Genomic DNA, 12995 nt, shown 5'->3' with positions numbered 1-12995 from the left:
TAGATTAAACCTTTACACAAACTAACTGTCTAAAGGGAAAAGTGAATAGATTTGAGCGTCGCAGAAATCAATCTTATTGAAGACTTAAAAAACCCGAAAACGCAAGAAAAGGCGTTTCGACAATTAGTGTCCGAATACAAAGAACGTTTGTATTGGCATATTCGTCGCATGGTAACAAGTCACGACGACGCAGATGACGTGTTGCAAAATACGTTTATCAAAGTGTTTCGAAGCATTCATAATTTTAAAGGCGATAGCAAATTGTATTCTTGGATGTATCGCATTGCCACCAACGAATCGATTACATTTATCAATCAGCGTGCAAAAAAAGCGGGGATTTCTTCGGAAGAATTACAAGAACAATTGGTCAATAATTTAACCGCAGATGTATATTTTGAAGGTGATGAAATTCAACTAAAATTACAAAAAGCCATTGCAACCTTGCCGCAAAAGCAGCAAATTGTGTTCAATATGAAGTATTTTGACGATTTAAAATACAGCGAAATGAGCGAAGTTTTAGATACTTCGGTTGGAGCATTGAAAGCTTCGTATCATCATGCCGTCAAAAAAATAGAAAGTTTTTTAACCGATTAAACCTTTTCCGTAAATTAGAGTCAAACTATCGTGAAAAATAAAGAATTACATAGCAAAAAAACTGGATTCAGTACTCCGAAAGATTACTTCAATTCGTTTGAAGACCGTCTGTTTGAGCGTATGAAAACGGAAAGCGTGATTCCAACAGAAACTGGTTTTCAAACACCTGACGCTTATTTTGATAGTCTGGAAGACCAACTTTCTGAGAAGTTGTTTACTACGAATAAAACGACAAAGGTCATTCCGCTACAGCGAAAAAGAAGGTATATTCACTATTTGAGTTATGTGGCAGCGGCTTGTGTTGTGTTGTTGATTGCATTTCACTTTTTTAGTGGAAAAGATGATTTAACCATTGATAATATTGCAAATAGTGAAATCAACAGCTTTATTGAAAATGATTTGATAGCTTTGAACAATTACGATGTGTTAACTGTTTACGAAGAGGAAAATGTGGATGTTACCAGTATTTTTGAAGTAAAATTGAACGAAACAGAAACCATAGATTATTTAGAAAACAGAGCAGATCCTTACGAATTGCTTTTAGAACAATAAATACAGATATGAAAAGATATATTACCTTATTACTTGTGTGTTTTGGGCTTTCTTTCGGGATTGCGCAACCTCAACATGGCGAAATACGAGAAAAAATTAAAAAACTACGCATCGCTTATTTTACAGAAAACTTGGATTTGACACCGCAAGAAGCGCAGCAATTTTGGCCAGTGTACAACGCGTACGATGATGTAAATCACAAATTGCGCGTACGAGAATTGAATAATATCAAGCGTGATATCAAGGAAAATCCTGATATGTCTGAAGCAGAAGCGAGTAAAATATTGGATCGCATTGAAGCTATTGAAAAGCAAGTGTATGAAAACGATGTTGAATTGACATCCAAGCTTCGCAAATTTTTGCCTGCGAAAAAAATCATACGCTTGAAAAAAGCAGAACGCGATTTCAACAAAAAATTAATGAAACAGTTTCGCGACCGACGCGAAAGACGAAAATCAATGCCCTAAAAAACCTAGAATTTCACATTCAAAACTCGCATTGATTAAGAAAAGAGCAATTCCTTCAAAGAATTGCTCTTTTTGTTTTTAAACCTTTTCTAATAACGAAAGTCTAAATAATATAAGATAAGAATACGTGACGAAGGTCACTGTTTATATTTTTTGGTGATTGGTTAAAAGGAGCGTTTTTTGGACGCTCCTTTTTTTATTCACCTATTATTGTTTTCTTAAGTTTTCGATAGAGTTCGTGTGCGTTAGCATTTTCTGGTAATCCAGCTACTTGTCCATCACCTAATTCTATAATAATCCATTCTCCATTTACTTTTTGTGCAATATCCATTGTAAAGAAATTGCTCTCAACAGTAGCCGCAATATCTATAAATTCATCAAGTTTTGGGAGTGTTCCATCATAAATTCCTTCATCCCAATAATTAAAAACACCAATGATGTTCTTGAAGGCAAAAAACACTCTAAACTCTTTGGTAAGTGGCATACCACTTTTAGAATGCTCTGTTAAGAATTGTAAGGCTTCAAATTCTCGAAATACTAATCCTTCATTTAATGAATTACCTCTTAATTCGAGAAATTTATCAACTACTAACTTCACTTTTTCAAAATCTGCAGCGTTTGGGATATAACAAGCCTCTTCCCAATGATGTTTTTCAGATTTCACAAAATCTTTTAAAATCAATGGTTTATCTCTAAAATTATGTATCACTTGTTGTAAAGAAGCATCCGAAAAATCAGTTATCCAATTTGAAGTAGGAGTTTTGTGTGCTATTTTGGAATAAGAATTTGGCAAATAATGACAATGTGTATATTCTTGTACCGAGTTTATTAATTGAATATTTTTCGCCAAAAGTCCTTTGTAAAGTGTTGCGTATTGATTTGGAGTGAGCATCCATCCTCTATAAATTGCAAATTCTTTAACGTCAGATGTTTTTACATAGCGTAAACTTACAGAAATATTTCCTGCAATTAGCTCTTCGAAACTGATGAGTGAAAATTCAAATCCAGCTTCTAAAGCTGCTGTTTTTTCTATTTCATAATCAGGTTCTATCTTGTTGTTGTCAAATACACTATCACAAAATATAATTCTCATCTAAATACTTTTTCGTCCTATAATTATTTAAATAACAATTTCGCAATACTATATTTCCCAGCAGCGTACGCTGTAGAATCGTTGATGAATTTGATGGTGTAAAAACCTTCGTCAGACAAGTGTTTCCAAGTGTTTCCAGCATCGTTGGAATAATCGATTCCTTTGAAACCTACGGCAACTAGCTCTTTGGCTTCACTGTTGGGAACGTATTGCACGCAGCTTCTGTATCCCGGGTTTTGATTTTCGGCAACTAATTGCCATGTTTTTCCGCCGTCGGAAGTTCGTATTTTGTTGGCTTCGTTGATGTCTGCTTTGCTGTAATCGCCGCCAATGGCAAATCCGTTGTGTTCATCGTAGAAGTCGATTGAGTACATTCCTGTAGTTTCAATTCCTTGTACCATCGGTGTTTTGTAAACTGTCCATGAGTTTCCTTTGTCTTCAGAGTATAAAATTCTGCTTGCTTTTCCACCTGTCGCAATCCATGTTTTGTTCCCTACAATGGCAATATTCGTATTGCTCGCAGCAAAAGCAGCTTCACCATCTTTTGCTTTCGGTAATTCGTCGCACAGAACTTTTTGCCATGTATTTCCGCCATCACGCGTAATGATGATGCTGATACAATCGTCTGTTGGATCGCCCATGGCAATTCCTTCATTTTCATTCCAAAAAGCAATCGCATCATAAAATACTTTTTCATGCGTTTCTTTGTACACCAACATTACGTCACCATTTTTCGAGATTTTATATAACAATGCAGGATTGACAATACTGATTCCGAAAGTCGTATTGTTGACATGCGCCACCGCGCGAAAACTCACGTTTACCGAATCCGACACTTTTCCTTTAAGTAAATTGGTATGCTGATGGGTTTTTGCGTTGTAATAACCAATCGTATTGTTGTTTCCGCCATAGACCAAATCGTTTGTTGGCGTAATGTCAATCGCTCTGATACTTACTGAATCGTTAAAGATTGGCGTAATTTCCACCGTAGAAAATATGTTTCGTGGTGTTTTTTCTTTTTTAGTTTTTTCGGCACATGAAAAAAGTGTCATGAAAATGACAAACGAGTATAAAATACGCATGGTTTATGATTTTTTAGAAGTGAAAAACGATTTGCCTACCGCACGAATGGAAATAACATTCAGCGGAAATTCCATAAATACATGCACAAAACTTAAAAATAAGAGTAATGTAAACCCAATTTTATAGTGGTACATATAGAGTGCTACAGAACCAATCCACAGCAGTGCAATAGTTACAGAACGTTTTTGCGTGAGTTTTTTATGCCAACCAATTACGGAAGTTTTGGAAAACCAATTTAAGTAATGATAGGTGTACGCAAACGCAATAAAAATTTGAATTTTTATAAATACATTGCCTTCAAATGCCAAACTGTTTGCTTCTGACAAGCCCATCGTTTCAGAAATTTTAGCATTTAAAAACAATAATTTGTTGTCGTTATAAATTGTGCTTGTGGTATCGCCTAAAACATAATCAAAAGGATTTAAGGACAGAAATATGATTAAAAAAGGAATGGCAAACATAAAGATGATGTTGAAATAGCCTATTCTGCTTTTCGATTTGAGATTTCCGTACCACATAAACATGATGGTGAAGAGATATACGTGAATCACCGTTGGAAGAAATACTCCAACAAGCAAATGATATAAGGGCAACGCGTGAAAAAGCACTGCTAACACAACACCTAAAGCCAATACTGCATATTGACTCGATTTGCTTTTAAACACCGTAAATGCCACCGCTGCCATGATTGACATAAATAAGCATGCATTAAAGTATGGTGGAAGCGTGTTGATGATGAACAATACCATTTCAGCATCAACATACGTTTCAGGTGTAAAAACACGCAGTAACGGCGGAAGTGATACCAATAAAGCTGCTGCAACTACAAGATAAATCCAAAGTTTGCTGGCAATAAAGTATTTTTTATCACGAATCCAATTGATTTCTGTAAGATAATGCAAAGGTCCTAAAACGGCATATGCAAACAGAAATAACTCAAATGGCAACCAATAAGCAAACAGAAAAGATACCAGTATTAATCCTGTGTTCAGTAAATCTACATTTTCTGTTTTCATGAAGGTTTTTGTTGGTTGGAATGCTTTAAAAATAAAAAAAGCTTCGTAGACTACGAAGCTTTTTTGTGGTATTTTGAGAATGTTTTTATTCAACAATCATTTTCTTCGTATCTACTTTTTTACCACCTACATATAAAGTGTAATAGTACATACCAGAAGATAAGTTTCTAGTGTTGATATTTAATTCTTGATCTCCTTTTTGTTCTAAATCTACTCTTGAAATGATTTGTCCAGCAGTATTTACAAATACAATCGAAGCGTCACCTGTTAATTCTTGTGGAATGAAGTAACGAATTGCAGAAGTATTGTTAAAAGGATTTGGAATGTTTTGATACAAGATAGCTCCACTATTTCTTGAAGCATTGCTTGGTGGCACTACTGAAAGTGTTCCATCACACGCACATACTTCAATCGCTGCTACTCTCGTTAACAAATCATCAATTTGCGCTTGTTGTGATACGTTTTCAGCTTCTAGTGGATCTAAAATTGGCGATAAATCTACGTTTACAGAAGTTCCTCCTTCAATCGCAACAGTTAACGTGTTTCCAGATAGTGTTGCAGAAGTTAAGTTTTGGTCATCCGTTCCTGTACCATCTTGGATTGTTGCTAAATCAACACCTGTTCCTCCAGAAATGTTTAAGGTAGTTCCTGATAAGGATAAATTCTGACTATCTGTGTTGTCTAAATATGGTGATAAATCTACTGTAGAAGCGTTTCCTGTAATGCTTAAGATATTCGCCGCTACTGAGATTGCTTGCGCATCTGTTCCTGTACCGTCTTGAATTACAGATAAATCAACACCTGTTCCACCAGAAATATTTAAGGTAGTTCCTGATAAGGATAAATCTTGATTATCCGTATTATCTAAATATGGGGATAAATCTACCGTTCCAGCATCTCCAGTAATACTCAAAATGTTAGCAGCTACTGAAATTGCCTGTGAATCTGTGTTATCTAAGTATGGTGATAAATCCACCGTTCCAGCGTCTCCAGTAATGCTTAAAATGTTAGCGGCTACTGAAATTGCCTGTGAATCTGTGTTATCTAAGTAAGGAGACAAGTCAACTGAACCTCCATCTGTCAAACTTAAAATATCAGACGCCAAAGAAAGGTCTTGTGTATCCGTGTCGGTATCCATCATTCCTTTCCACTGTGTTCCGTCCCAATAGTATGTATTGTCATCTTCAGTATCATATACTACCATTCCTTCATCAGTCGCGCCTAATGAAGTTGCAAATGCAGTACGTTCTGCATTAGTCATTCGGTTTAAATGCAAACCTTTGGTTGCTCCTGTAAGATCTAAAGCAGCGTTTGCATTTGGTGTATCTGTTCCAATACCCACACTTAGTGGATTTGTAGCACCACCAAGTACCATTGTATTGTCGTTTACAGCAGTAGCTGCGTTACCGATGGCAACTGAGTTTGTTCCTTGCACGTTTGCAGCGACACCAATAGCAATATTATTTGTTGGAAGTAAAGCTCCTGGATCTGTGGAAGAAGCTTGATACCCAATGACAATAGCTCCATCATTTTGTGCAACTGTTGTAGAACCAATAGCAACTGCAAATTGATTATCAACATCAACCGAACGACCGATACCTACTACATCATTTTCTTCAATATCCACTTGATCCCCGATACCTACTGAGTAATCAGCCAATGCTTGCATATTTCCTTGATATCCTAACATCACTGAGAAATCACCACGAACATCGTGATTGATACCCATAGAGATAGAATATTGTCCATCTATAAATGAGTTGTTACCAAATCCCATCACGTTATTATTACTTGCGGTAATATTATATCCGAAGAACATCGCATTGGAGAGGTTGGTATTGTCAAAATCTGCTAATGATCCCATACCTACGTTGTACTGACCTTCTCGGTTGGTAAAACCAGCTGAAAAACCTACGTAGGTGTTGTGGTTTGCATTGGATAAACTATTCGTACGGTTGTTATCCCAACCTGCTTGCGCTCCAATGAATGTGTTATAATCGGCATATTCTGTTGCCACACCAGCAGCGGCACCCACCATTGTGTTGTAAATACCGTCTCCAATATCAATCGCAGCAGAATCTCCCACACCTGTGTTGTGGTGACCATCGTCAACGTCACTCATAGACTCACTACCAATACCTGTATTACGATATCCAACGTTAGAAGAAATACCTACCTCGTTACCAACGAATGTTTGTTTGTAACCAGTAGTATTACTAAAACCAGCATCTTCTCCAATGAAGGTGTTTTCGTAACCCGTAGTGTTGTTTGCTCCTGATTCCTCTCCAACGAATGTGTTGTCATAACCAGTAGTGTTATTTTCACCAGATTCCGCACCGACAAAGGTGTTATCTCCACCAGTAGTAGTCAAACGACCTGCTTCATAACCCACGAAAGTATTATCAAAACCTGTAGTATTTGAATATCCTGCTAAATAACCGATAGCAACCAACTCACTAGTGGTTACACTACGTCCTGCCGAATATCCAAACAATGTGTTTCTGGAGCCAGAAGTTGTAAAACTACCAGTACTATCTCCATAATAGGTGTTAAAGTCTCCAGAAGTAATAGAAACTCCAGAACCTGTACCCATAGTTTCATTCAGTGTTTGTGCTTGCAATCCTGTAATCCCTAATAGACACAAGAAAAACACAACTACAAAGGGTAATTGTTTTCTCATAATAGATTTATTGTTGTTTAGTTTATTTTTAAGGTTATATCAAATATAGAAAATTATATTTTAACATACTTTTCAAATATAGTTAACTTAACTTTAAGAGTGGTACGTGATTATACGTGTTTTGTTTAATTTTGTGTAGTTGACACGGTTTTATTTATAAACTGTAGTTTTCGAATTGAATAATTCTTTTATATTGCAGAGATAAAATAACCAAATTCTACATGCCAAAAGCTGAGAAAATTTGTAGCTGGATTTTATTTATAAGCATCTTTTTGGTTTATGCGATATCCGCTCCAAACACCATTTCTTTCTGGGATAGCCCTGAATTTATTGCAAGTAATTATACCCTTCAGGCATCGCATCCTCCAGGCGCTCCTTTTTATACAATTTTATGTAAATTACTACTTAGTTTCTTCCCTGCTTCCAAAGCAGCACTAATTAGTAATTTGATTTCTGCATTTTTTGGCGCGCTCACGTGTATGCTCTTATTTAGAATCACTATAAATATAGCAGCGCGTGTACTTTCTGCTACTAAAAGTAAAGCTGTAACTACAGTTTCACTAATTTCTGGAGTTGTTGCAGCATTGACACTTGCGTTTTCTGATAGCTTTTGGACAGCTTCCACAGAAGCCGAAGTCTACACCTTATCGTTTGCACTCATCACAGGAATGATGTATTTGATGCTTTTATGGGAACAAGCTTCAACGCGAACCAAAGAAATCAAATACGCCTTTTTTATTGCTTTTTTACTAGGAATTTCCACAGGCGTTCACCTCATCACCATTGCCATTGTAATTCCGTTTTCTGTAATCATAGCACATAAAAAATTTGGCTTGACAATTAAATCATTTTTTGTAGCAATTTTAGCAGGTTGTGCAGCATTTGTCATTATCTATAGTTTCATCGTTCAAGGACTCATCAAACTTGCAAATTCCTCAGATATTTGGCTCGTAAATGCTTTTAAAGCACCGTTAAATTCAGGAGTTTTGATGGTTGTAATCTTTATCATCATTGCTGTAAGTTCACTGTTATATTTCTCCAAAAAAAGACACAAAACACAACTACATCATATCACTTTGGGTATGATTTTTTTCCTTGTCGGGATGAGTTCTTTCTTCATGCCATTGCAACGGGCAGATGTCAATTTAATGATTGCCGATAGCATCAAAAACAGCAATAAAATGCTACAATATGTACGCGCAGAACAATTCGGTGTAGGTGCTATTCCGCTTATAAAAGGTCCTGTGTACAATGCGCCTTTAGACAAAGATGTAGCGTTTGTAGACGGACAACCCGAGTATCGATTTAATGAAAAAACAAAAACATACGACATCACGCATGATGGAAAGTTTAAAGAAGTGAATTATGCAAAGGAATTCACGATATTTTTTCCACGATTGTTTGATAAAGGCGATGCCGAAAAATACAAAGCGTGGACACCGATTTATGGAGAAGCTATCAAATATCCGGTGCGTGGTGAAGTTGTCACAATTCAAAAGCCAACTTTTGCTGAAAATTTGAGCTTTTTTATCAATTATCAAACGATTTGGTTGAACGCGCGGTATTTATTTTGGAACTTTATCGGACGACAAAACGACCATCACGGTTTGGGTTATATTAAAGATGGAAACTGGATCAGCGGTATTTCATTTTTCGACGACAATCGTGTCGGAGAACAAGCAGTCACGCCCGAATTTTACAAAAATCACAAAGGAAATGATGCTTATTATTTTCTACCTTTTCTATTAGGGATTCTAGGCATTATGGCGCTGTGGAAGCACAAACCCTATTTTTGGATGACACTCCTACTCTTTCTCACCTTTGGCATCGGAATCACAATTTACGTTAATCCTGTACCTTCAAGCATTTTAATTCGTGAGCGCGATTATATTTTTATGGGTTCGTTTGTCATATTTGCCTTGTGGATTGGACTCTCCGTAGTGTTTCTGACGAATGTCTTAACAACCATCAAACAGCCAAAAATACGCATCGGAATTGTGGCAGGAATCGTTTTACTAGCCGCGCCATTACAACTATTAGCCAAAGGTTGGGACAATCACCAACGCGGACACGACAGATTTGCGTACAATTTCGGAAAAGCCTACTTAGATGCCTGTCCACCACAATCCATTCTCATCACAGACGGCGACAATATGACCTTTCCGCTTTGGTATTTGCAACAAGTAGAAGGTTATAGAACGGACGTTCGCGTTGTGAATTTTGATCAATTACATATCGACACACACATCGAAAACTTACAAAAAGCGTCTTTTGACTCAAAACCTGTAAAAATTGACCTTGACCGAGATTTTTATGTCAGTGGTGTTGAAAAACTCATTCCGCTTCAAGAAGAAGCCAAAGACGCAGCGGTATTGCCCATTTTATTCGAATTTTTAAAGAAAGAAAACACACGCATCAACTGGAACGGACGCCTGCGACATTACATTCCATCCACCTCATTTTCAATTCCTATTGATACTTTAAAAGTTCATAAACTATTCAATCCGCAAAAACTCAATGCTTCGTACACCTCATCGATTACTTGGACGCATGCGAAAAACTTTTATGGTTTAAATGAAATTGTGTTGATGAATGTATTACTCAACAATATCAACGAGCGACCAATTTGCTTTGCGATAAACGGTAAAAAACGCCATCAAATTAATCTAGAACCGTATTTAATTCAGCATGGACTCGTCAATATTTTAGCGCCAATTCAACGAACCAATTCGGAAGCAAATCCTAAAATTGTGGACACCGACATGATGTATCCGTACATTATGAATCAAGTCAATTTTGAAGGTGTAAACGATGCTGACAAATTTGTACGCAATGAAAATGTAACCTACGCGCGTGAAATTTTACGTCAAAACTATTATTTCGTCGCGCAAGCTTTATTGGAAGAAGGAAAAACACAAAAAGCAATTACTATTTTGGACGAATGTGTCAAGCTATTTCCAAACGAAACCATTCCTTTCAAACAATTTGCTTTCGCTATTGGAAAACTATACGTACGCGCAGGAAAAACACAAAAAGGAACGGCTATTTGCGAAACTGCCATGCAAAATATTTGGGACGAATTGCAATGGATGACGTCGTTTGATCCGCCGTATCCTATCATTAACTTGCGACATGCATACCGACTCAAAGAAATATATTTTCAAATGATGCAACAATTTCCAAAAGGCATACAAAATGCGCCTGTAAGTGCGCAAACTTTTCGTAGCTTTGACGACGCATTTCAAACTTGGCAAAAACGAAACTGGCCGTACTAATTCCCTAACTATGTTATTTTCAACCGAAGTCACTTCTTCAAAAATTATTTCTGACAATCCGTTGTTTCAACGCACTCTGAAAGCCTATCATTTGGTAGCGCCGTACGTTCATGGAAATGTGCTTGAAATCGGTTGTGGCGAAGGATATGGCGTGGAATTATTGTATAAAAATGCCGAAAAATTAACGCTCATTGACAAATCGCCGTACACGGCAGAATTCATCAACAATAAATATCCTAATACAAACATCATTCAAGAAAAAATTCCGCCATTAACAACCTTAGCATCCAATAGTTTTGATGTGGTGGTTTCTTTTCAAGTCATTGAACACATTAAAGATGCGGAATTGTATATAGAAGAAATTCATCGGGTCTTAAAACCGAATGGAAAAGCCTATATTTCCACGCCAAATGCCGTAAAAACCATTGCCAGAAATCCGTGGCATTACAAAGAATATACCTTTGAAGATTTGTCAAATTTGATAGCAAAAACCTTTTCAAACTACACCATTCAGGCAGTACGTGGCAATGAAAAAACGGATGCGTATTATGAAAAAAACAAAAAATCGGTGGCACGCTTTTTACGCTATGATATTTTTAACTTAGAACGAAGAATTCCGTCGTGGTTGCTGCAAATTCCCTATGAATTTGCCAATCGGATAAATCGAAAAAAACTGCTCAATAAAAATCCTGAATTGGTTAATAGCATTACTTTAGACGATTATTCGCTCACCGAACATTCCGAAGCAACCTTAGATTTTTTCTGCACGTTGGTGAAATAATTTGGTTAGATTGTTAGACTTGCTTCGCTTTTAGATTCGTTTCACTATTAGATGATTAGAAGTTTAGATTAGTACAGCTTTTACATGATTAAACTTTAAGATTTAAAAACCTTGAACTTTAAACCTTAAACGAGAAAAACACTTCTACAGGCTTAGTGTAAACATCAAATACACAAAAAACAAACACCGAACAACAAAAAATAAACATAAAACAATACCTTTGCGCTTTAATTTGAATTAGATGCGATTACACAGAAATTTAGTTTTTTCCGTAATAGATGGATTAAACTTAATATTTAATGAAGGAGCTTATGCCGATAAAGTAGTTGAAAAGTTACTGAAAAGAGATGCCCGTTGGGGAAGTCGCGACCGTAAATTTGTCGCAGAAACCACCTATGAAATCGTTCGTTGGAAACGCTTGTATGCAGAGATTGCAGATAGTAACGAAAATTATTCTCGTGAAAACATATGGCGAATGTTTGCCGTGTGGGCAACCTTGCGAGGCATTGAATTACCCGATTGGAATCAGCTTGCAGGAACGCCAACACGAAGAATCAAAGGACGTTTTGACGAACTTTCTAAAATCAGAAAAATCAAAGAATCCATTCCTGATTGGTTGGACGAATTGGGCGTACAAGAATTAGGAGAAGCTGTTTGGACCAAAGAAATTCATGCCTTAAATGAGCAAGCAGACGTTATTTTGCGTACGAATACCTTAAAAACTACCAAAGAAAAATTACAAACTGTATTGGCAAAATTCGATATCGAAACCGAATTCATTGAAGGCTATCCTGATGCCTTACGCTTAAAAGAACGTGCCAATATCTTTAAAAACGATGCTTTTAAAAGCGGACTTTTTGAAGTACAAGACGCTTCTTCGCAGTTGGTAGCGGAATTACTTGATGTACAACCTGGCATGAAAGTCGTAGATGCGTGCGCTGGTGCTGGTGGAAAATCATTGCATTTAGCAGCCTTGATGGAAAACAAAGGTCAGTTGATTTCTTTAGATATTTACGAAGGAAAACTGCGCGAACTCAAACGTAGAGCGCGAAGAAATGGTGCGCACAACATAGAAACACGCGTGATTACTTCTACAAAAGTGATCAAAAAATTATACGACAAAGCCGATCGTGTATTGATTGATGCTCCATGTTCTGGATTGGGCGTTTTGCGAAGAAATCCAGATGCCAAGTGGAAAATTCAGCCTGACTTTTTAGAAAAAATAAAAAATACCCAACAAGATATTTTACAACGCTATTCGCGTATGGTAAAATCGGGCGGAAAACTCGTGTATGCTACGTGTTCTATCTTACCATCTGAAAACCAACAACAAGTAGAAACATTTTTAGCTTCTAACGATGATTTTACCTTGATTGAAGATAAAAAAGTACTGGCTTCTGAATCTGGATTTGACGGATTCTACATGGCGTTGCTAGAACGAAAATAAAACCCTA

At 36.7% G+C, this 12995-nt stretch carries 10 protein-coding genes; 6 read left to right on the top strand and 4 right to left on the bottom strand.

Annotated elements, in window-relative coordinates:
- The first annotated feature begins 51 nt into the window (after positions 1-51).
- From C8N46_RS05300 to C8N46_RS05290, 3 genes are read left to right on the top strand one after another with little or no spacing between them, the layout of a single operon-like run.
- The gene (locus tag C8N46_RS05300) at positions 52-594 is read left to right on the top strand and encodes an RNA polymerase sigma factor (RefSeq protein WP_108113835.1); all 543 of its coding nucleotides are present in this window, start codon (positions 52-54) and stop codon (positions 592-594) included.
- Between the two features lie 30 nt (positions 595-624).
- Entirely contained in the window at positions 625-1146 is a 522-nt protein-coding gene (locus C8N46_RS05295; protein WP_108113834.1) for a hypothetical protein, read from the top strand.
- A gap of 8 nt (positions 1147-1154) precedes the next feature.
- Positions 1155-1613 (top strand): hypothetical protein, encoded by a 459-nt coding sequence (locus C8N46_RS05290; protein ID WP_108113833.1) that lies wholly within the window; start codon positions 1155-1157, stop codon positions 1611-1613.
- Between the two features lie 196 nt (positions 1614-1809).
- Here the strand turns inward: C8N46_RS05290 and C8N46_RS05285 are convergent, their stop codons facing one another.
- From C8N46_RS05285 to C8N46_RS05270, 4 genes are all read right to left on the bottom strand, one after another.
- Complete coding sequence (locus tag C8N46_RS05285) at positions 1810-2706, bottom strand: ATP-grasp domain-containing protein (protein WP_108113832.1); 897 nt, start codon at positions 2704-2706, stop codon at positions 1810-1812.
- Positions 2707-2729: 23 nt separating this feature from the next.
- A complete protein-coding gene (locus tag C8N46_RS05280) occupies positions 2730-3788 on the bottom strand; it encodes a WD40/YVTN/BNR-like repeat-containing protein (RefSeq protein WP_108113831.1) in 1059 nt (352 codons plus the stop codon).
- Between the two features lie 3 nt (positions 3789-3791).
- Positions 3792-4805 carry a hypothetical protein gene (locus tag C8N46_RS05275; protein ID WP_146169739.1) on the bottom strand — a complete coding sequence of 338 codons (1014 nt, stop codon included), beginning with the start codon at positions 4803-4805 and terminating at the stop codon, positions 3792-3794.
- An 85-nt stretch (positions 4806-4890) separates the two neighbouring features.
- Positions 4891-7485, bottom strand: coding sequence for a T9SS type A sorting domain-containing protein (locus C8N46_RS05270; protein ID WP_108113829.1), 2595 nt, complete (start codon positions 7483-7485; stop codon positions 4891-4893).
- 221 nt (positions 7486-7706) lie between these two features.
- On the opposite strand from C8N46_RS05270, the gene C8N46_RS05265 reads away from it, so the two are divergent.
- From C8N46_RS05265 to C8N46_RS05255, 3 genes are all read left to right on the top strand, one after another.
- Positions 7707-10760: a glycosyltransferase family 117 protein gene (locus tag C8N46_RS05265; RefSeq protein WP_108113828.1), complete on the top strand. Its 3054-nt coding sequence runs from the start codon at positions 7707-7709 to the stop codon at positions 10758-10760.
- A 10-nt stretch (positions 10761-10770) separates the two neighbouring features.
- Positions 10771-11541, top strand: coding sequence for a class I SAM-dependent methyltransferase (locus C8N46_RS05260; protein ID WP_108113827.1), 771 nt, complete (start codon positions 10771-10773; stop codon positions 11539-11541).
- Between the two features lie 241 nt (positions 11542-11782).
- Complete coding sequence (locus C8N46_RS05255) at positions 11783-12988, top strand: RsmB/NOP family class I SAM-dependent RNA methyltransferase (protein ID WP_108113826.1); 1206 nt, start codon at positions 11783-11785, stop codon at positions 12986-12988.
- Positions 12989-12995 lie beyond the last annotated feature (7 nt).

The organism is Kordia periserrulae (assembly GCF_003054265.1).
GTDB lineage: Bacteria > Bacteroidota > Bacteroidia > Flavobacteriales > Flavobacteriaceae > Kordia > Kordia periserrulae.
The sequence above is the reverse complement of the archived record's forward strand: the minus strand, read 5'-3'. Positions and strand labels throughout refer to the sequence as shown.